A 20,498-nucleotide genomic window follows, 5' to 3' on the forward strand; every position below is an offset into this window, starting at 1 on the left:
CCGTGGGTCGCTTGAATAGCCTGGCGGCCTGAGCAAGCTGCGTCGTTCGAGCGGATCAAGCCCAGCCGAGGGAAACCTGGGAAGGCCCCATCTTCTTGAGATCAGTGCTGCTTCGACGCCGCAGCGCGCCCATCGAATAGCGACAGCAACTCGTCAAGACCTCCCAGTTGCCAGTCCGGTGTCTGACCCATTTCTTCGAAGACGCTGCCGCTACGATTGATCCAGCATGTCGGAAAACCGAAATAGCGCGCCCCCGTTGCATCCCATGCATTCGACGACACGAACAGTATCGATGCTCGAGTGACCCCGAAGGCCTCCTCTGCAAGCATGTAGGCGCGATCGTCCGGTTTGTACACACGGACCGGGTCGACGCTAAGCAGATGGTCGAATTCGCTGCGAAGCCCGGAGTTCCCCACCACGGCGCCGATCGAATGCGGCGAACCGTTCGACAGTACCGCGAGCTTCAGTCCGCGCCGATGCAATTCACGCAGCGCATCGGGCACTTCGGGGAACGGCTGCAGGCGCAGGTAGGCGTCGCAGAGCGACCTGCAGCCTTCGCCATCGAGATCGAGCCGAAGGTGCCGGCAAGTAAAGCGCAATGCGTCTTCGGTCGCCTGCTCGAATGTGACATAACGGTTCATCAGGCTTCGCAGCCACGTGTATTCGAGCTGCTTCTGTCTCCAGATGGTGCTGATTTCACGTCCGCGCCCCGGGAATTGCTCATCGCATCGGGCAACCACTGAATGGACGTCGTACAGGGTGCCGTACAAATCGAACGCAATCGCCTCGATGTGCTCCATATCACGCCTCCAAAAAAGATGCCAGCACAATGCCGGATTCCTGCCGACGTCACCTCAGCTGTTTTCCTGTTCCTTGAGCCGCGCCCGGTGAGCCGCAACCTTCGCGCGGTTACCGCAAATCGCCATGCTGCACCATCGGCGCGCGTGACCCCGTGTGTGATCGGCAAACATCAACGTGCATCGGGGACCTTCACATGCCTTCACGTGCGTGAAGTCCTCGTCACACACCAGTCTCGCCAACGCCTCGGCGATGGGCATCAACAATGACTCCGCCGACTTCCACCGTCGATTCGCGCGGAACTCAAAGGGCGACACGCCGCCCGTGACATCGGCGACGATTTCTCCATATCCATCGTCCCGCTCGAGCAGCTGATTGAGGGGTGCGAGCTCACGCAAATTCCTGGCGGTCAGCGGCCGCCCCTTCCGCTTCTGGACAAACTCCCTGAACCACTCGCGCAGCGCGCGAGCCTGCGCCGCAACGGCATCGAGCTCAGCCCGTGTGGATTGCGAGCGCAGCGCCGCGAGCGCGGCGGGCGGCACCATGCCAGCCTGTTCCAACCAGGCCAGGAACCCCTCTCCATCGCTGATCCAGTCGACTTCTTCATCCACGGGGGTTGCAACCGAGTTCAGGAAATCGAGGCCCGGCGCATCGGCTACGAATATCGCAGGAATCTGACGGTAGTCCATTTTCTTGTGATGAATGTGCAATGACGATGGTCACATCGTAACCACTAAAAATGCTCTTGACAAGTTACACGCCAAATGAGTAACCTTTAAAACAACATCAAACAGGTTACATATCGCGGCGCTGTTAGCCGTATGTCACAGGCGATTTCCACTATCTTCAAAGGAGAGGAACATGTCGTTTGGCAATGTCAGCGTCGTGCTCGTACACGGCGCATGGGCGGACGGATCGAGTTGGAGCAAGGTGATCAATCGTCTGAGAGACCAAGGCGTCAATGCCATTGCGGCTCCGCTGCCGCTCACGTCCTTGAGTGACGACGTCACCGCGCTCGACCGGGCACTTGAACGGATCGAAGGTCCGGTGGTATTGGCTGGCCACGCGTATGCAGGCGCGGTGATAGGGTCGACCCGGTCCCGAAATATCGAGGCATTGGTTTATGTCGCCGCGCTGGCACCCGACGAAGGAGAAACGGTGAGCGACGTGTTCTACCGCGGCGAAACACATCCGCAGGCACCGCAACTCACGCCGGATCGACATGGGTTGATATGGCTGCCGCAAGAGGGATTCGCGCAGGCGTTTGCGCAGCACGCGGCGCCGCAGGAGCTGGCGGTGCTCACTGCGGTGCAGCGCCCCATCTCGGTGTCGTGCATCAGCGAAGCGGTCGGGCGCCCGCTGTGGAAAGACCGCCCGAGCTGGTTCCTGATCGCTGAACAGGACCGGATGATCAACCCGGGCACCCAGAATTTCATGGCAGGTCGCATGAATGCGCACGTGCGGTCGTACGAGGCCGATCACACGCCGATCGTGACGGCTCCCGACGCGGTGACCCATGTCATCGTCGAAGCGGTTCAGTCAGTTTCCGCTCGCTAACCTTATCCGTAAGTTGCGTGCGACCTGCGATGCCGAACATCGCAAGGCGCCGTTCGTCACCTGTCTATCCCTATTCGCCCTGCGGAGGGAGATCATGAGTTCCATTTTCTATCGTCATGCCGATGTCGACGGCTTCAAAGTGTTCTACCGTGAAGCCGGCCGCCCGGGTGCCCCAAAGCTGCTGCTTCTGCACGGCTTTCCGAGCTCGAGCCATATGTTTCGGGACCTGATTCCAAAGCTCGCTGACCGTTTCCATATCGTCGCGCCGGATCTGCCCGGATTCGGACAGTCCGACATTCCCGGCCGGGACGGTTTTGCGTACACGTTCGACAACATTGCCAACGTCATCGAGCGTTTCACCAAGGTGATCGGTTTCGATCGTTTTGCGGTCTACGTATTCGACTACGGTGCGCCAACCGGTTTCCGGCTTGCCATCCGCCATCCTGAGCGGATCACCGCGATCATTTCGCAGAACGGCAACGCCTATGGAGAAGGATTGAGCGACGGATGGAATCCGATTCGCGCCTATTGGCAAGACGCTTCGCCCGCGAATCGGGAAGCGCTTCGCGCGCTGCTCACGCACGAGACGACGGTCTGGCAGTACACCCATGGCGTGCCCGACACGGCTTCCGTATCGCCAGACGGCTACTCGCTCGACGACTTCTATCTGAGCCGGCCGGGTGCGGACGAGATACAACTCGACCTGTTCCGCGACTACCGAAGCAACGTCGCGTTGTACCCCGCGTTCCAACAGTACTTCCGCGCACATCAGCCGCCCTTGCTCGCCGTGTGGGGGAAAAACGATCCCTTCTTTTTGCCCGCGGGTGCCGAGGCTTTCAAGCGCGATATCCCGGGCGCCGTGGTGCGCTTCTTCGATACCGGACACTTTGCGCTAGAGACGCACGCTGCGGAAATCGCGGTGGCCATTTCTGACTTCTTCACTCACTGAGGCATTCGAAGCACGGAACCACGCTTCATTCACGCAACCAGGAGACGCAACATGTCCAGCAAAGTCGCCATCGTAACGGGCGCAAGCCAGGGTATCGGTCGTTCGACCGCCATCAGACTGGCGCGGGATTTTGACTCGATCGTGCTCGTTGCGCGCAATCGCGCGAACCTCGAGGAGACCGCCATCGAAGTGAAGAAGGCCGGCGCGGAGTGGCTTGTTATCGACGTCGACCTCTCTGAAGCCGATGCTGCATGGCAAGTCGTCGACCAGACACTCGCGACGTTCGGGCGGATCGACGCATTGCTCAACATTGCGGGCGCAGTGCCGCAGATCGATGTGCTCGAGATGACCGACGAGCAATGGGACGGTGGTCTCGCGCTAAAACTTCACGGCGCGCGACGATTGACGATCGCGGCATGGCCGTCGCTGAAGGAGAACTCCGGATCAGTCGTGCTGATGTCCGGGAATTCGGCGCTGTTTCCCAAGGCGCCCTACGCGGCGGTGGGCACGATCAACGCAGCGATCGTGGCGCTCGCGAAAGCCTTCTCTGATCGCGGCATCACTGATGGCGTGCAGGTGAACAGCGTGCTGCCGGGACCCGTGATGACCGACCGGCGACGCTCGTACCTGGAACATTGGGCGCCGCTGCATAACATGTCCGTCGAAGAGGCGACGGCGAAGTTTCCCGTTGAAGCGGGTATTGCGCGTTACGGCACGCCGGAGGAGATTGCCGAGCTAATGGCGTTCGTCGTGTCGCCTGCGGCGCGCTGGATGACGGGCTCGACGTTGCGGATGGACGGCGGAGAAGTGAAGTCGATCTGACATGGAGGCCGCGATGCTCGCGGATCGCGGCGAAGACGACGCGCTCAATGCTTGAAGCGCGTCGCAACCCGGCACATCGTCAGACAGCCTCGCCTTGCAACCGGAACACGTTGACGACGTCGCGCAGCATCTGCGCCTGTTCCTGCATCGATTGCGCGGCGGCAGCCGCTTCTTCGACCATCGCTGCGTTTTGCTGCGTGGTCTCGTCCATTTGCGCAATGGCGACGTTGACCTGCTCGATGCCACGGCTTTGTTCCTCGGAGGCCGCCGAGATTTCGCTGATGATGTCAGTGACGCGCTTCACTGCGTCGACGAGCGAATTCATCGTCCCGCCCGCTTTTTCGACGAGCGCCTTGCCGTCGTCGACGCGTTCCACCGAGTCCTCGATCAGGCTCTTGATCTCCTTCGCCGCGTCCGAGCTGCGGCGCGCAAGATTGCGCACTTCGCCCGCCACCACGGCAAAGCCGCGCCCTTCTTCGCCAGCACGCGCGGCTTCGACGGCCGCGTTCAACGCGAGAATATTGGTCTGAAACGCAATGCTCTCAATCACGGCGATGATGTCGACCACGCGCGCCGAACTGGCCGCGATGTTCTGCATGTTCGCCACCACCTGCTGGACCACCTCGCCGCCTTCGCCCGCGAGATTCGATGCGCTGCGCGCCATCTGGTTCGCGTGCAATGCGTTGTCGGCGTTCTGCTTCACGGTCGCGGTAAGCTGCTCCATGCTCGCTGCGGTTTCGCCCAGCGACGACGCCTGCTCTTCGGTACGCGCCGACAGATCGAGGTTGCCCGCTGCGATCTGCTCTGCCGCGACAGTGATCGTTTCAGTGCCGCTGCGAATGCGCCGGATCGTGTCAGCCAACCGGCTCTGCATGCGCTGCATCGCGAACAGCATGCTTTGCTGATCGTCGCTACCGAGTGCTACCGCACCCGATAGATCACCGTCCGCGATGGTTTCCGCCACGCGCGCAGCATACGCCGGCTCGCCGCCGAGACTGCGTTTTACGTTGCGAATGATCAGCACAAGCGCAATCGTGCTGAAGCTCCCTGTCACGAGAATGGTGATGAGATAACGCAGCAGATCGGCGCGGAACGCGTCGTTGATATCGTTCACGTAGACGCCCGAAATCAGATACCAGTCCCATGCGTCGAAGCGTTTGACGAAGCTGATTTTCGGCACGTGTTCACTTTTGCCGGGCAATCTCGCCATATAGTCGACGAAGCCCTGTCCTTGCGACTGCGCGAGCTTGACCATGTCGACGAACAGTAGCTTGCCGTCGGTATCCGCGTAGTGCGTGACGTCCTTGTTGCGCAGATCAGCGAGCGTCGGATGCATGATGACGACCGGTGTCGCCGTCGTGATAATCATGTAGCCATTGCCGGGATAGCGCATCACCGACAGTCGCGCCATCGCCTGTTGCTTCGCCTGATCGAGCGTCAATTCGTGCTGATCGACGAGCTTCGCGTAGTCGGCCACGATGCCGTACGCGCATTCAACTACGTTTTGCACCGCCGCCTTGCGCCCCGACAGCATCGTCGTGCGCGACTGCCACGCCGCCCAGCCGCCGAGGCCCAGCAGGCCAAGCCATGTAATCAAAAGTGCAAGCCACAGTTTGGTATTCAAGCTGAGTCGGTTCACGCCGTTTTCTCCATAGCCAGCCGTCGCCGGCTCAATCGCCAGGCTCAGTGTTCAACCACACTGGCATCGCAACGCGTGCGCGAGCAGCCAGAGGGTTATCACTGATTAACGGCGCGGCGGCGGATTACCTGAGTCAGGAAACACCCGAATCGGGTGCTGCGCTGCCGCGCCTGGCGATCGGTTAGCTTGGATGGGTGCGGTGGCGGCTGAAGTAAGGCAGCGCATCTCGCGAGAACGAGCCGGCGCGTGGATGTCATGCTCGCGGGCGAGCAGCCGTACACACGCTGCCTCGCCGTCTACAAGGCCGTACTGGCGGCGCAAAAGGCACTCGAGAATAGGGAGGCAGAGCGCGGCGCCACGCTAACCGGTCAACGGCAAACGAGCACCTTCGCCTTTATCGTCTGACAATTACCCATCATTCTGCTGATAAAATCGCGCTTTTTTTGACTTCAGCGAGGAGTGGATGTGATTGCAAGACTAACAAGGGCACTATCGGGTGCGGCTGTTGCCGCGAGTGTTGCGTATGCCATGCTGATGCCCCTGTCCCAACCTGCGCAAGCGCAGGTCGAACCCCTGAAGGCCCCCGTCTATGGCGTGACGCTGGACGACCTGACAAAGCTGGACGCGATTGTCACATCACTGAGCAACCTGCCGTATCGTCCGACCGTTCGCGTTGTGTTCGATCCGGGCACGTCGGCGGCGGATTACTACGCGCCTCTATTGCGCCTGCACGCGGTCGCAAATGTGATGGGCGAAGTAATGGATTCGTACTACTTTCCGACCGATCTTTCCACCTACACGGCGAGGACGCAGGAGTTGGTGTCGACGCTGAAGAACACGGTCGATGTGTGGGAGATCGCGAACGAAATCAACGGCGAATGGCTGCGTAACAATCCGGACGGCACGAACACGGTGGTGAATTCGGAAGAGACCCAAATTGGCCAGATGGTCGCGGCGGCAAACTCGATCGTCAAAGCGGCCGGCGGCAAGACGGCCGTCACGCTCTACTACAACGACGACAGCAAGGGCAACAATTGCTGGGAAAAGCCGCAGGATTATTGGAAGACCTGGCCGACATCCTTCCTTCCCGCCGCGGTGCGGCAGGCCACGGACTACGCCCTTTTCAGCTACTACCCGTATCAGGACTGCCCGGGGCTGTCGCCGTCCTGGAGCGCGGATTTCACGGCACTCGAGACGATTTTCCCGAACGCCAAAGTTGGATTTGGCGAAATCGGCACGTCCGACACGTCCGCGCCGGCCTCGGTGCAGCAGAATCTGATCAAGACGTATTACCCGATGGTCGACAGCATGGCCGATCCGAAGTTTATCGGCGGCTTCTTCTGGTGGTACTACGCAGAGGAAATGATCCCGTACTCGACCAGCACTTACTGGCAATTGCTGCGCCAGACCATCATCCCCCTGAAAGCGCCCGCCTGAGGCGTGAGGGTAGCCCGATGTCCGTGCCGGCATCGGGTGACCGTCCGACGACGCAACATGGAAGAAGCCTGTTCGGCGCAGCCGCGCCGGACAGGCCGGAGCTGTCCAGACGTCCCTCGCTCCTGCCTTTTTCCGCGTCAACGACGGGTCTTCGAAGAGTCAATGACTCGACTCCTGCCGCGCCGAAGCGTTTGGCGCCAGTTCGCGAACGAGCGTGTCAGACACGTAGTGAGGACCGTCGAACAGCCAGGCTGAGTAACCGTCGTAGGCCTGCAACTGCACCCTCAATTCGTCAGCAGTTGCCGGGCGGAAGGTGTTCTGTCCTGCCGGTCGAAAAGCCTCGGCGATCACGCGCACACGTTGTTTTCCCAGCCGAGACGAAAGCGCATCCAGGTAGGTCCGCGCGACATGGGCCTCGCGTGCGTACACGCCACAACCATCCTGGAAGAACACGCCCACGTCCGCCGGCAGCCAGGAGGCGAGCCAGTCTGCCAGCGCGTCTCCCCCAATATTGGATCGATCATAGACCGTGACCCAAAGAGGGTGCGGCAGCCGTTGCAGAATCCCGGCGAGCTTCGGCGCATCCTGCCATGTCGGATCGATCTCGACGGGGAAGTAATAGCCGGTCACGTGCAGCGGGGTGGGCAGACGCGCAACCGCCGCCGAGACATCGGCAAGCCTCGCTACATTGGCGCGCGCCCGCTTCTCATCCTGGTACCCGGCAAGCCCGAGGATGACGTTGCGTGCCCACGGCTCACGGCTGATCCGCTCCATGTCCGGAAGGTGTGCGACGGCAGGCATCCCTGCGTTGACAATGAATGAAGTATCGTCGACGACGATCCACTGGATCAGCAGGTCGTGCACGCCCAGCAATTGCCAGTTCCCGGCGGGACGAGCCGTCGCATTGTCCGTCTGCCAGACGATTCCATCAACGTGAACGTCGGGCATCGTACAACTGCATCCGGCTACAAGGAGCGGAACACCCACAGCCGCCATGAGTTTGCCCCGACAGCACGAAAGCGGGCGTGCCATGGCCGGCATGTGACACCGCGTTCGCATCGATCGAACCCAACGGCGGCAGCATTCGCGAATCTTCAGCGTTGCCTGGAACGAACTCTCTTTCATCGTTGGATCCCGGCATGAATTTTTTTCCTTCATCGCAGATCGTCAGGCCGCTGCATCGAAGACGAGGCCGCTCCGTTGGGTAATTTCAAAACCACAGCGTCGCGCGCACCACCAGCCCGCGCGCGCGCGCCGCAGAGGTCAGCGGAAGGCGGTATTGCACCGTCACGTCGGCCCAGCTTGCAGGCGCGCTATATCGACTCTCGCGAAACCAGAAGCGAAACTGAATGCCGGGCCCGATGCCAATCGCTGTTTGATTCGTCTGGCGGTTGTCGTGATCGCCTGCGAGCGCGAGGTGAGGATAGACCGTCAGGTGGTCGTTTATCGCGGGCAGCCGCCACGTATGTCCGTAACGCAGTTCCGAATAGATGATATATCGGCCCTCGCTGACAAAGTACGCTGCTTCCGCATAAGCTTGCCAGCTGCGCCAGCTCGGCTCGGTCACCCGCAGATCGGTACCGGCTTCTGACGAATAGCCAATGCGTGCCAGCCAGTCGTTCACTGAAAGGTTGCCGACGCGGATCAACCGCTCCGCGGTGAACACCACGTTCTGGTCCGCGAGGGGCTTGTAACGCGCGCCGACGGATGCTTGCACGGTCGGCCCGCCCGTCACGTTACCCGAGCCATCGTAGGCGGTGCCATAGCCGCGAACAAAGAGCTGAAAGATTCGCCCGTTCTGGTATCCGATCTTCGGTGGTTGCCAGTACGCTTCGATACCAGGCTGCAGCACGCTGACCGTGCCTTGCGGACCAAACGCGGCGCCCTGGTATGGCAGACTGACCTCGAAGCCCCATCTGCGCTCCAACTGCTCGACTTCCCGGCGATAACCGAACTTGCGCTGCTCATCGAATGAACCCTCGGTTTCGTCTGCATCAAGACTGCGCTTGAAGTATTCGATGGCTTGGTAGTTTTCCCCGATGCGCTTCGCGGCGTACCCGGCATCTGCCAGGTTGCCCGCGTTCCCAGCGCCGCCGGCAAAGCCTTGCCGAAATGCTTCGAGCGCCGTGTCGTCCTTGCCTTCGCGCAACAGGTCATAAGCCTTCTGAAGCATTTTCATTGCCTTATCGTCGCTCGGCGGCGGCTGCTGCGCGAGCGCAATCAGCTCGGCTGCGCTTTGCCTGTCTTCATCCGTTGATGCGTGACTTTGGGCAAGCTCGGCCGCATGAATCGCCCCCTCCCGGTCACCGTTGCGCAGCCGCAGTTGCGCGATCCGGATCTGTACTGCCGTATCCGGGTCGTCCTGAAGCGGCAGCAATGCTTCGCTCGCCTCATCGGGATCGTGCGCGGCGAGGGCGCTGTCGGCGAGAGCAAGACGCAGATTGCGCTGCTCCGCCGCATTCCATTCACCGGTCTCGAGAGCGGCCTTGAAGTCCCGCACCGCGACCTCATAACGCCCTTCCTTTTGTGCGAGAAAGCCGTGCTGAGCCAGCACGCGACCGCTCTTGGGGAAGCGCTGCAGCAACGCCTCGGCCTGCGCGTCGGCCTGCTCGATCTTTCCTTCCCGGATCAGGACGTCGAGCAGCAACAACCCGAGCTGCTGGCTCGTAGGCTGCACCTTGAAGGCACGCGACGCAAAGTTCTCTGCGCGCGGCAAGTCACCTGCGTCGATCGCCTTATACGCGGCGTCCGCAAGGCGGTAGGCTCTCGGGACAAGCGTCTCGGGGCCGTTCGCCTGCGCGTGGAACGCGATCGACATGAGGGCCGCAAGCCCGCTCATCCGGATGCGCAAGCTCAAGCGCGCTGCGCGTGTTTTTTTTGTGTGTTTCATACGCCCCCCCCAGGGTGTCCTGCTGGCGGGACGCGTTGTAAAAAAACTCCCTCCCTGCCGCGTGCACGTTCAAGCTCGACAAACCGCGCGTGCCGTGCCAGTTCCTGGGCGATCTCGGCGTCGCTTGCAATGAAGTAGGCAACATTCGCATTTGAGCCGCGCCGCATCAGTTCCCGCTGGTCCGCGGTGAGCGGGCTTCCGATCGCCACATTCAAGGTTCCGTCTTCCGAGGTCGAAAAGGGAACCGCCCGATAGGTGTACTGCAACTCGAACGCGAGCGAATCCGCGAAATGGCCGACGGCCACATTGGCGAGGCTTACGCGCGGCAGCTCGGCCTGTTCCGCGAGCGCATCGGCAAGCGTTTCCGCGCTAATCGCGTCGCTCTCGATGAGCAGTTCTCCAAGGTGCCTGCCGCTGCTAACCTGCCGCTCGAGACACGCCTGCAACCCAGCCTCCGTCAACACGCCCCATGCAACGAGAATCTCGCCGAGCTTGCGCCGCGCCCTCCCCAACTCCTCATTGGACAGATAGGTGTGGCTGGTTTTGTCCCATGCAATCGGCTTGCCAGTCGCGAGATGCCCGACGAAGATACGCCATGCACGACAGACCGCGAAGAAATTGATCAGATTGTTGACTAGCAACCTGGGTAGCGACAGCAGCCCCTGCAGGGGCCCGTTGAGTTTGCTGACGAAATAGTATCGTTCGCCCAGTCGGACCACGAGCATGGCAGCATTGATCGACAACAGCGGAACAAACGACTGCCCCAGGACGCTCACCGGAAGGTCGGCGTGAACGGCATAGCCGGTCTTCTCAAGTACGTCGAGAAAAACGAAATTGACCAGCACGCCGTAGGCGATCACGGAAAATACCGACGTCACCATGCCCTTGCGATCGCGGAAAAACATATAGCGCGCGCGCCAGTCACCTTTCCAATGCAACTGCTGCCAGCCCTGGAAGGCAATGCCGAGAATCCAGCGGGCACGCTGGCGATAAGCGGTGCGAAACGTGCTCGGAAAATATTCGCGCGTCGCCAGAAGTTTGCACGCCCTGGTACGTCGGCCGGCGTGGCTCGGTGCGGAATCGCTCGCGGTTTCCGAAATCGGAAAATGCGCGAACGTCTCCTTCATTCCCAACGCCCTCAACCGAAAACTGAAATCGTAGTCTTCGGTGAGTGAGTCTGTGTTGAACGGACGGCCATGGCGCTCCTCCATCACAGCTTCGATTGCACGACGGCTGTAACACGATGCAACCCCCGCCCCCGGGACAATGCCGGTCAGACGCTGACGCGATGGGATCTCCTTCTGATGCATTTCGCTGAAATCGTCCATATAGGTGCCGGCAACGAACTCGTTCCACTTGCGCGGCAGTGACAGGACGGGCAACTGGACAAGGTCGTTGTCCGCGATTGCATAATTGAAGTATTTCAGTTCGATGGGATGAATCACGTCCTCGCAGTCGTGCATCACCACGCCTGCGAAGCTGATGCGATGTGTCTCTTCAAAGCGCAAGATGGCGGCGAGAATCCAGTTCAGGCAGTCGGCCTTGCATGTCGGTCCGTCGTTCAACACCGTCGCACGCGTGACTCGGCCAGGATAGCGCCGCACCATGCGCTCGACTTCCGCGGTTGTTTCCGGGTCGTTATGATAAGTGCCGACGAAAATCACATAGCGCTTGTACTCCATGGTCGCCAGCGTATTTTCGACCATCCTGGCAATCACGTCGTATTCTTTCCAGGCAGGCACCATGATGGCCAGATGGCGCTCCTCCAGAGAACGCAACATCTCTATATCGACAGAAGCTGCCTTTTCACCACGCAACATCCGCCCGATCTCGAATCCCCAGTAATAGACATCCAGAGCAAGATCGTCGAGCGTGCTGACGAAGATGATGACCGCAGTCAATAACGCAACGGCGTTCAACCCGTCCAGATACGCAAGCCAAATAGATGTTGCGAGCATTTTTTGCCCCAACGATTCCAGTTTTTATCGACACGGAGCGATCGGTGCCGTTTCGATGCAGGGAAAAATTCCCCTGCCCTCCCCTAATACCCCATCAAGACCCAACGAGAAGCGCGCACGGTTCAACGTGACGATCCGTCGACGTTTATGTCCTGCGATTCAGCCCGATGTCCGTGGCAGTCACGCAGAACGCAAATCCCACATGCGCGATCCCGTGTCCGGATCTTGCATCGAATGTCTCTTCCAATCTGTACGCTCTCCCACATCGCTAGTGAATACGCACCATTTGTTTAGGATATTTAACTTAGTATTTGAAAAATTGATCATACGGACCTATGCCATACGCAGCGCATGAAGAGCCGATGTCACTGCGTTCTGAACCGTTACGGGCGGCGCAATTGAAACATTGGCCGCCGAACTTGTAACCGGAACCTGCAATAGGGCATCAACTATCTTTTCACTCGCGTGTCCGTCTCCATACGGATTGGTTGCGTGTGCCATTGCATCGTATTGCGCGCGGTCATCGAGCAGGCAGTTCACCTCACATACGATGCGCTCGGTGTTGGTGCCGACAAGCCGTGCCGTACCTGCCTGCACAGCTTCCGGGCGCTCCGTTGTCTCGCGGGTCACCAGTACAGGCTTGCCGAGCGCAGGTGCTTCCTCCTGGATTCCTCCGGAATCGGTGATGATCAGGTAGGCCCGCGACATCAGAAACACGAAGGGAAGATAGTCCTGCGGTTCGATAAGGTGCACGTTGGGTTGCTGGCCAAGGACCGCCTGCACCGGTTCCCGAACGTTTGGATTCAGATGTACGGGGTAGACCAACTGTATGTCCTCGTGCATCTTCGCGATCTGCAACAATGCTTCGCAAAAATTCCTGAACGGCTCGCCGAAACTTTCGCGTCGGTGTCCCGTCACCAGAATCAGTCGCCGCGACGGATCAAGAAACGGATAATTCGACGCGATGTGTTTGGCAAGCAGTTCATCGTCGTCGAGTTTGCGCTTCACTTTCAGCAAAGCGTCTATCACGGTATTGCCGGTCAGGACCACGCTCGCAGCTGGCGCGCCCTCGCTGAACAGGTTGTGCCTGGCTTGCTCGGTTGGCGCGAAGAGCCACGAAGACACGGCGTCCGTCACGCGGCGGTTCAGCTCCTCCGGCCACGGTGACCAGACGTTGCCCGTTCGAAGCCCCGCTTCAACGTGCCCGACCGGAATGTAGCGATAGAATGCCGCGAGGCTCGCACCGAGAGTCGTGGTGGTATCGCCGTGAACCAGCACGACGTCAGGTTTCCAATCGTCATACACCGTGCCGACGCCCTGCAGTATTCCGGACGTGAGGTCGCTCAGGGTTTGCCCCTGGCGCATGAGATTCAGATCGAAATCCGGGATGATATCGAAGAGATCCAGCACCTGATCCAGCATTTCGCGATGCTGGGCGGTAACGCAGACCTTCGCCTCGATGTGACTTTGGGCCGCGAGTATGTGCACGAGCGGCGCCATTTTGATGGCTTCAGGCCTGGTCCCGAACACAGTCAAGATTTTTTTCATTTCAACCTCGTAGCATTGTCGCTCTAGTACACCGGTACAGCCTTTTCGGCCGCTTACCGGTGCGTCTCCTTTGGCCCATATTGTTTGGCGGCTATTTCATGCCGGATCGTAAGACAGTGGGAATTCCGAATAAGTCTCAGCACGCCCTCGTTGCGTGTTCAACAAACCCCGGCGTTGTTACGGAATATCCTCTCCTGCCTGACTGAAACCTCCTCTAATAATGTCCGCTCGTAGATGATTCTTTTACCGTACGCAAGAACAGATAACTGCTGCCTCAGAGTGCGAGACACTGGCGCGAGTGTCTGTGGGATTCGCCTTACTGTGCGATCCGCGCCTGAACTGCGCGGATCGCACCCATCCACAACCGCACCTTCGTCATTTGGCGGTGGTTCCGTCCACCCAGGTATAGCCAAGGTTGGTGATACCGGTGATCAGACTCTGAAAATCGCTGTACGCCGGCACGTTCAATCCAGACTCGAGCCAGTATGGATGGAAGAAGAACGATGCAAAGCCGTCACGCACAACGAGACCGTATTGAGCGTTCGTGACCAGCTGCTGCCACGGGTACGTCACACAGGAAAACGGATCGATAGTGCAGATGTTGTATTGAATGCATCCGAGGTTTTCCGGGATGATCCGCTCGCCGTAGTAGTCGGAGTTGATGATGTACGGGAAAAACTGCCCCGCAGAAAAATCCTGGTTCGGAGCACCTGTACCCAACTGCGGATCCGTAGCCGTGTAATAAACCGCCCTTTGGAACGACGTGGGGAACTCAAGTGCAGCCGCCGCCGCGGCGTTCGGAGACATTTGATACTGCGGCGCCGCCCAACCCGCCACCTTATATCCGTTCAACGTGAATTCGGCGAGCCCCTCTATCATCCTGCCGGCCGCCCACGGCTCCGAGTCTTCATCCACCGGACGATCTTGCACGGCATACCAGAACTCGTAGTCATTGCCGCTGACTGCGTTCTGGAGATTCGGCGTCGAATCGTATTGATGGGTATAGCCATGCATGACGATGGATCCGCCGTGGGTGATGGCGTAATTCAAGGCACTCTTCAACCCTGTCGCCTGTGCAAGGTGAATGGTTTCAGGAACGCCGCCGTTGTAATAGCCATTCGGGTCCGTATAAACCGGAATGGTCGCCATCGTGAACGGGATTTTCTTCGAATAGAGATAATTCGTCAGCGTCTTCATCGAAGACGTCGTCGTGAAAGCGTCGAGATCCTCGAATCGCACCAGCGCGCGGTGGTTGGTCGCCGCGTTAGTCTGGAGAATGTCGTGCAGCATGTCGCAGATCACCAGATATCGGTCAGTCGGGCCGATGTACGAAAACGGAAGATCCGCGAAATACCAGAAGTTGCCCGATCTCATGACATAGGGCGCCGTCGCTTTCGTCTGGCTATCCGTCACCGTCACCAGCGATTGCGCTTTGGTCGAGTCGAGCACCTGCGTCAGGCCGACGTCCGGATCCGCGTTTACGGCGCCTGTCGATGCGTCGTACGAGTAGTACTTCACCATCGGCATATTCTTGTACGTGATCGTGTCGTAGAACCCGGGATTGGGGTTGCTTGACGAAGGCGTCGCGTTCAGACCGGCAAGCCCGAGGAAACTAAAACCAAAGGTTTGATTGAACGTGTATGAGGTATTCCACGCGATTTGCCACAAGTTGTACTTGAACCAGACCACGGTTTTCGTCGCCGTCATCACGTCGTTCATGAACGCGGCCGGAAGCGGATTGTTGTAGTAGTCGCCAATGTAGAACGTAGCCGTGTTGCTTGCGATCATCCCGGATGTGTAGTTCTGCACCGGCACGATTTTAACCGTCGCATTGAAGTGGCCCAGCAGGTTGCGAAGCATGATGGCGTACATCAGCCCGAGCTTCGAATAAGGGTCGTTGGCCGGATTGTCATACAGGATCAGCGTGCTAGCCGTCGTGGCCTGCGCGCGCGCGGGAGCAGGCAGCATGAACTGCGTCAATCCGGCGAGCAGGACAGCAACGAGAATGAACTTTTTCATGATTGATTCTCCCTAATCGCGTTCGACAGTGTTGCCGACTTGCTTCACCGTTTTCCGATCGAAGCGAGGCCGCCCGGTTTCCTTATAGGCATTTTTCCACTCTGCGCCGGACATGCCTGGCTTCACGGCGACCTGCGCAGAGCCGTTCGGCAGCGCAGGGGCCTTGATCGCGGCGCTTTGGCCGGGACTCTTTCCTTGTGCGACTGCATCGAGTGACACAACGGCGCCTTGAAAAACGACCGTGACGGTCATGGCCATTGCGAATGAACGCAGTGGGGACTTGTACGAGGAATCTAGTCGAGAACGCATGGCTGCCTCCTGATTCGGTTATGCCGTGCTATGCAGACTTAATGAATCCCCGGCTATCTATATATCGAGTGGCGAGCGTTCGTCATGACGCGTGTGCCACCAGCTTGTCGCCCGGCCAGTCCGGCTGGTCTCGTGACCAGTCTGAAATCTGCCTGACAACCCGCTTTACCCACTTTTTTTGAAATTTGTGGACAAACTTTTAAATCAACCCGCTCACTCAACCGTCACGGACTTGGCCAGATTTCGCGGTTTATCGACATCCGTTCCCCGCACACACGCCGTGTGGTATGCGAGCAGCTGCAACGGCACGACGTGCAGAATCGGGGAGAGCAAACCGTAGTTCTCCGGCATCCGGATAACATGCAATCCTTCGTCGTTGACGATGCGCGTATCCGCGTCCGCGAACACGTAGAGCTCACCGCCGCGCGCGCGCACCTCCTGCATGTTCGACTTCAGCTTTTCGAGCAACCTATCGTTCGGTGCAACGGTGACAACCGGCATGGCCCCGGTCACCAGCGCAAGCGGTCCGTGCTTCAGTTCGCCGGCAGGATACGCTTCGGCATGAATGTATGAGATTTCCTTCAGCTTCAACGCGCCTTCGAGCGCGATCGGATAGTGCAGACCGCGTCCGAGAAAAAGCGCGTTTTCCTTGCGGGCAAACTCCCCAGCCCACGCGATAATCTGCGGCTCCAGTGCGAGCACAGCGCTAAGCGCCGCCGGCAAGTCCCGCAGCTGCCTAACGTAGGTTGCCTCAAGCGCGGAATCCACGTAGCCGCGCAGCTTGCCGAGCGTCGCGGCCAACAGGAAAAGCGCCGCCAGTTGCGTCGTGAAGGCCTTCGTCGAAGCGACGCCGATCTCCCTACCCGCCTGGGTGAGGAACGCCAGTTTGGTGAGGCGCACAATCGCGCTCGCCGCAACGTTGCAGATTGCGAGAGTGTGCTTGTGGCCCAGCGACTGTGCATGCTTGAGCGCTGCGAGCGTGTCCGCGGTTTCGCCTGACTGCGAAATGACGACGACAAGCGACTTCGGATTCGGCACCGAATCGCGGTAGCGATATTCGCTTGCGATTTCGACCTGCGTCGGGATCTTCGCAATCGATTCGAACCAGTACTTTGCGGTCAGACCCGAGTGGTAGCTTGTACCGCACGCGAGAATCAGCAGACTGTCGATCTTCGAAAAGACCTTGCCGGCCACCTTGTCGAAAAGCGGTGAATCGAGTGAATCGGCTTTCGCGATCGTGTCGCGAATCGCACACGGCTGCTCGAAGATCTCCTTCTGCATGAAATGCCGATACGGCCCAAGCTCGACCGCGCCACCGCACGCCACGACGGTACGCACCTCGCGCCCGGCGTCGTGCCCATCGTGATCGGCAATGCGTACGCGTTCTAGTGTCAACTCACACACGTCTCCGTCTTCGAGAAAGATGAAGCGGTCGGTGCTGTTGGCGAGCGCGAGCGTGTCCGACGCGAGGAAATTTTCGCCCTTCCCGAGCCCGACGACGAGCGGCGATCCTCTGCGAGCACCGACGACCGTGTGCGGCTGATCCTTGTGCATCACCGCAATCGCATATGCGCCCTGCAACTGCCGCACGGCTTTTCGCACGGCCGCGAAGAGGTCGCCCTGATAAACGCTGTGAATCAGGTGCGTAATGACTTCCGTATCCGTCTGCGTGACGAACTCATAACCTTTAACGCGCAACATATCGCGCAGAAATACAAAGTTCTCGATGATGCCGTTGTGCACTAGCGCCACGGCGCCACGCGAAAAGATCGGGTGGGCGTTGTTCGTAACGGGCGCACCGTGTGTGGCCCAGCGCGTATGGGCGATGCCCGTTACGCCGTCGAGATGCGCACGGCGCACCTGTTCATCGAGATCCGCCACGCGGGCGACGCTGCGGGCACGGCGCGGCTCACCGTCCGCGAGCACCGCAACACCGCAAGAATCGTAGCCCCGATACTCGAGGCGGCGCAGTCCCTCGATCAGAATCGGAACGATGTCACGTTGCCCGGCCGCGCCAACAATACCGCACATGGTGGTCTGTCCTTTACAAAGCTTCCTGGAGGCGGCGCACGAGAAGGCCCGCACGCTCAAGCGTGCGGACGGTATCGACGATGCGGGATAGGAGCGCTGCGATGATCAGAGGATTGTGCGGCTTAGGTGGCGCGGAACGCATATGCTTGCGGGCGCAAGCTTGCAAAATCACCCCATCCACGGCGTTGGAGATAGGTTGATTTTTTGAGCTGGCCATTTTGATGCACCAAGTCGAACGCCTGTTTCAATACAAGTAAATACACAGCGTCGGACGCGATGAAGTGTGCACGGAGGACTGCGTGAACTTGCGTGCACTCGCGCGGCGGCATCAACGAACCTCGTTTCATTGATCATTTCATCACATTAAAGCCGTGCTGATAGATCCGGTTCAGTGCGTCACCGTCAAAAGCATTTCGACGTGCTTGCATTGTCTTTCACGCCAAATCAAAGAAGTGAGGTGTACCCAACATTTGGAAATACTTCGCCAATGAAAAAGGGGCGTTCTGACTTTCCTCACCTCGATGGCGTCACAGAGTTATAGACCGCTATGGTGTGAATCTGACTCTTTCTTCATATCGTCATATCGTCATATCCAGAATCCATGCTGCCGATCGAATTGCAAACGGTGAGTTCATATGTCTTATCAAATATTTTAGTAAGACTAAATAGTCCGCCATGAATAACCCGGATGGCCTCGTGCGACGGAGCTTTGAAGCGGAAATGGTGTTGTGAGATTTTCAGGAACCTGGCGCATTAACGCCGTCGCCGCGCCTGATTGCGGGGCTGCTGTATTTGCAGCATGCGTTCGATCTGTCCGACGAAGAGGTCGTCTGGCAATGGGTGGAGAACCCATACTGGCAGGTGTTCACCGGTGAGACCTATTTGCGGACCGAACCGCCGAGCCCCAGCAGGCCAAGCCACGTAATCAGTAATGCAGCCACAGTTTGGTATTCAAGCTGAGTCGGTGCATGCCGTTTTCTCCATCGCCAGCCGTCGCCGGCCCAATCACCAGGCTCAGTGTTCAACCACACTGGCATCGCAACGCGTGCGCGAGCAGCCAGAGGGTTGTCACTGATAAACAGCGCGGCGGCGCATTACCTGAGTCAGGAAACACCCGAATCGGGTGATGCGCTGCCGCGCCTGGCTATCGATTGGCTTGGATGGGTGCGGTGGCGGCTGAAGTAAGGCAGCGCAAACAGGTAAAGCCCCGTGAACAGCAGGAGGGCCAGCGGCAACAGCGGCGCGTAGGTGATCCAGGGCGGCGGGCAGCCGTTTCCATGGGCCATGGCGACGAAGTTGGCGATAACCGTCAGCGTGAAGGCGACGGATACCCATCGATGAAACTGACGAATCCAGGTGCCGGTGTTCATGTCGTGCTCTTCGGGGCCTGGATCATCTTCCAGCCGTTGCCGGCGGGGTCGCGGAAACCGGCATCGACGCTGCCGAAGCGATCGACCGGCTCCTGGGTGAACTCCACGCCGCTGGCTTTCAGCCGGGCGTAGCTGGCGCGACAGTCGGCCACCAGGAGGACGAGGGGCGGCATGGCCCCCTTGGCGACCATCGCGCGCAGGGTTTGCGCGGTGGCCTCGTCGTGGATGGGCGGGCCGGGTGCGAACAGGCCGAGCTGGAACGAGGGTTGATCCGGATGCTGGACAGTCAGCCAGCGGTAGGGGCCGTTGCGCACGTCTGTGTGGACGCGGAATCCGAGCTTGTCGACGTAGAAGGTGAGCGCTTCGTCCTGGTTATCGACGTACAGGCCCACCACATTAATACCTTGGTTCATGATTCCTCCTTGGTTGATGGCGGGACTGTATCTTTGGCCACGCGGCGGCGCTTCTCCAAAACTGCGATGGTGAGGTCGGGGCGCTGCGCGGCCTTCAGGACGCAGGCAGGCACGCGGTCGAGTTGAGGCGTGTTGGCCTTTGCCTCGAGGCGCATGGCGCTGGGGCTTTGGCCTGTGATGTCGTGGAAGGTGCGCCCGAAGGTGCCCAAGCTCTCCCAGCCGGTGGCGAAGGCAATGTCCGTGATGCTGAGCTCGGTGTCGCGCAGCAGCGTGGTGGCCTGCTCGATGCGCCGTGTCAGCAGGTAGCGATGCGGTGGGAGGCCGAAGGCACGCTTGAAGGAACGCGCAAAGTGCGCTTCGGAGACGCCACTGACCTCAGCCAGGCGCTTGACGGGCCAGGCCTCTTGCGAGGCGGCGTCCATGCGGTCCTTGGCGCGTAGCAGGCGGCGCAGCAAAGCCGGGTCTTGCAATGCGTCTTCGCCGGCCGGTGCAGGGGACGAGGCAAACGGCTGGTCGTGATGGTCTTCGCGAGGGGCCATGAGTTCCGGGAAGGCTGGCGGTATGCGCGTAGTTTAGGGTTACCACCGTAGGAGCGTCGAGCAAGATCGGCGTCGGCGCCCGGCTCACGCCAGATATCGCGTGCTATGCTTAAATCGACAACGTATCTCCACGAAACAAACCGCTATCCGTGTCGACGACAAGGTCAGTGCCATCCAGAACGCCGCACCGGTCGGCACAAAACTGAGCCGGACACGACC

At 59.5% G+C, this 20,498-nt stretch carries 19 protein-coding genes and 1 pseudogene; 6 read left to right on the top strand and 14 right to left on the bottom strand.

Annotated elements, in window-relative coordinates:
* Positions 1 to 101 precede the first annotated feature (101 nt).
* Positions 102 to 800: a haloacid dehalogenase type II gene (locus tag GNZ12_RS00265; protein ID WP_172308473.1), complete on the bottom strand. Its 699-nt coding sequence runs from the start codon at positions 798 to 800 to the stop codon at positions 102 to 104.
* 54 nt (positions 801 to 854) lie between these two features.
* Complete coding sequence (locus tag GNZ12_RS00270) at positions 855 to 1,487, bottom strand: CGNR zinc finger domain-containing protein (RefSeq protein WP_172308474.1); 633 nt, start codon at positions 1,485 to 1,487, stop codon at positions 855 to 857.
* A gap of 172 nt (positions 1,488 to 1,659) precedes the next feature.
* Between GNZ12_RS00270 and GNZ12_RS00275 the strand changes: the two genes are divergently transcribed.
* The 3 genes from GNZ12_RS00275 to GNZ12_RS00285 all read left to right on the top strand — a co-directional run bounded on the left by GNZ12_RS00275 (position 1,660) and on the right by GNZ12_RS00285 (position 4,126).
* Positions 1,660 to 2,355, top strand: coding sequence for an alpha/beta hydrolase (locus GNZ12_RS00275; RefSeq protein WP_172308475.1), 696 nt, complete (start codon positions 1,660 to 1,662; stop codon positions 2,353 to 2,355).
* Between the two features lie 94 nt (positions 2,356 to 2,449).
* Entirely contained in the window at positions 2,450 to 3,304 is an 855-nt protein-coding gene (locus GNZ12_RS00280) for an alpha/beta fold hydrolase (RefSeq protein ID WP_172308476.1), read from the top strand.
* A 51-nt stretch (positions 3,305 to 3,355) separates the two neighbouring features.
* A complete protein-coding gene (locus GNZ12_RS00285) occupies positions 3,356 to 4,126 on the top strand; it encodes an SDR family oxidoreductase (RefSeq protein WP_172308477.1) in 771 nt (256 codons plus the stop codon).
* A gap of 79 nt (positions 4,127 to 4,205) precedes the next feature.
* Here GNZ12_RS00285 and GNZ12_RS00290 read toward each other — a convergent pair whose 3' ends face one another.
* Positions 4,206 to 5,765 (bottom strand): methyl-accepting chemotaxis protein, encoded by a 1,560-nt coding sequence (locus GNZ12_RS00290; protein WP_172308478.1) that lies wholly within the window; start codon positions 5,763 to 5,765, stop codon positions 4,206 to 4,208.
* 246 nt (positions 5,766 to 6,011) lie between these two features.
* Between GNZ12_RS00290 and GNZ12_RS00295 the strand changes: the two genes are divergently transcribed.
* Together GNZ12_RS00295 and GNZ12_RS00300 are read left to right on the top strand one after the other, a co-directional pair.
* Positions 6,012 to 6,170: a hypothetical protein gene (locus tag GNZ12_RS00295; RefSeq protein ID WP_172308479.1), complete on the top strand. Its 159-nt coding sequence runs from the start codon at positions 6,012 to 6,014 to the stop codon at positions 6,168 to 6,170.
* A gap of 123 nt (positions 6,171 to 6,293) precedes the next feature.
* Positions 6,294 to 7,202: a hypothetical protein gene (locus GNZ12_RS00300; RefSeq protein WP_216673047.1), complete on the top strand. Its 909-nt coding sequence runs from the start codon at positions 6,294 to 6,296 to the stop codon at positions 7,200 to 7,202.
* A 159-nt stretch (positions 7,203 to 7,361) separates the two neighbouring features.
* Here GNZ12_RS00300 and GNZ12_RS00305 read toward each other — a convergent pair whose 3' ends face one another.
* The 8 genes from GNZ12_RS00305 to GNZ12_RS00340 form a co-directional block, all read right to left on the bottom strand.
* Complete coding sequence (locus GNZ12_RS00305) at positions 7,362 to 8,243, bottom strand: alpha-amylase family protein (RefSeq protein WP_407947669.1); 882 nt, start codon at positions 8,241 to 8,243, stop codon at positions 7,362 to 7,364.
* 169 nt (positions 8,244 to 8,412) lie between these two features.
* Positions 8,413 to 10,092 carry a bacteriophage N4 adsorption protein A gene (locus GNZ12_RS00310; protein ID WP_172308481.1) on the bottom strand — a complete coding sequence of 560 codons (1,680 nt, stop codon included), beginning with the start codon at positions 10,090 to 10,092 and terminating at the stop codon, positions 8,413 to 8,415.
* The gene (locus GNZ12_RS00315) at positions 10,089 to 12,050 is read right to left on the bottom strand and encodes a glycosyl transferase family protein (RefSeq protein ID WP_172308482.1); all 1,962 of its coding nucleotides are present in this window, start codon (positions 12,048 to 12,050) and stop codon (positions 10,089 to 10,091) included. The genes GNZ12_RS00310 and GNZ12_RS00315 overlap by 4 nt, the downstream gene beginning before the upstream one ends.
* A 333-nt stretch (positions 12,051 to 12,383) precedes the next feature.
* Complete coding sequence (gene wecB, locus GNZ12_RS00320; RefSeq protein ID WP_172308483.1) at positions 12,384 to 13,598, bottom strand: non-hydrolyzing UDP-N-acetylglucosamine 2-epimerase; 1,215 nt, start codon at positions 13,596 to 13,598, stop codon at positions 12,384 to 12,386.
* 375 nt (positions 13,599 to 13,973) lie between these two features.
* The gene (locus tag GNZ12_RS00325; protein WP_172308484.1) at positions 13,974 to 15,617 is read right to left on the bottom strand and encodes a DUF2334 domain-containing protein; all 1,644 of its coding nucleotides are present in this window, start codon (positions 15,615 to 15,617) and stop codon (positions 13,974 to 13,976) included.
* Between the two features lie 12 nt (positions 15,618 to 15,629).
* Positions 15,630 to 15,926 carry a hypothetical protein gene (locus GNZ12_RS00330; protein WP_172308485.1) on the bottom strand — a complete coding sequence of 99 codons (297 nt, stop codon included), beginning with the start codon at positions 15,924 to 15,926 and terminating at the stop codon, positions 15,630 to 15,632.
* 213 nt (positions 15,927 to 16,139) lie between these two features.
* Positions 16,140 to 17,957, bottom strand: coding sequence for a glutamine--fructose-6-phosphate transaminase (isomerizing) (gene glmS / locus GNZ12_RS00335; RefSeq protein WP_172308486.1), 1,818 nt, complete (start codon positions 17,955 to 17,957; stop codon positions 16,140 to 16,142).
* A 122-nt stretch (positions 17,958 to 18,079) separates the two neighbouring features.
* Entirely contained in the window at positions 18,080 to 18,304 is a 225-nt protein-coding gene (locus GNZ12_RS00340; RefSeq protein ID WP_172308487.1) for a hypothetical protein, read from the bottom strand.
* A 415-nt stretch (positions 18,305 to 18,719) separates the two neighbouring features.
* Between GNZ12_RS00340 and GNZ12_RS00345 the strand changes: the two are divergent.
* A pseudogene (locus GNZ12_RS00345) lies at positions 18,720 to 18,884 on the top strand (transposase); the annotation flags it as partial.
* A 176-nt stretch (positions 18,885 to 19,060) separates the two neighbouring features.
* Here the strand turns inward: GNZ12_RS00345 and GNZ12_RS00350 are convergent.
* The 3 genes from GNZ12_RS00350 to GNZ12_RS00360 are packed head-to-tail and all read right to left on the bottom strand — an operon-like array spanning position 19,061 to position 20,279.
* Positions 19,061 to 19,327 carry a hypothetical protein gene (locus GNZ12_RS00350; RefSeq protein WP_172308488.1) on the bottom strand — a complete coding sequence of 89 codons (267 nt, stop codon included), beginning with the start codon at positions 19,325 to 19,327 and terminating at the stop codon, positions 19,061 to 19,063.
* A complete protein-coding gene (locus tag GNZ12_RS00355; protein ID WP_172308489.1) occupies positions 19,324 to 19,740 on the bottom strand; it encodes a VOC family protein in 417 nt (138 codons plus the stop codon). Before GNZ12_RS00355 ends, GNZ12_RS00350 begins: the two co-directional genes overlap by 4 nt.
* A complete protein-coding gene (locus tag GNZ12_RS00360; RefSeq protein ID WP_172308490.1) occupies positions 19,737 to 20,279 on the bottom strand; it encodes a helix-turn-helix domain-containing protein in 543 nt (180 codons plus the stop codon). Before GNZ12_RS00360 ends, GNZ12_RS00355 begins: the two co-directional genes overlap by 4 nt.
* Positions 20,280 to 20,498 lie beyond the last annotated feature (219 nt).

Source organism: Paraburkholderia solitsugae (assembly GCF_013177695.1).
In the GTDB taxonomy this organism is placed as follows: Bacteria; Pseudomonadota; Gammaproteobacteria; order Burkholderiales; family Burkholderiaceae; genus Paraburkholderia; species Paraburkholderia solitsugae.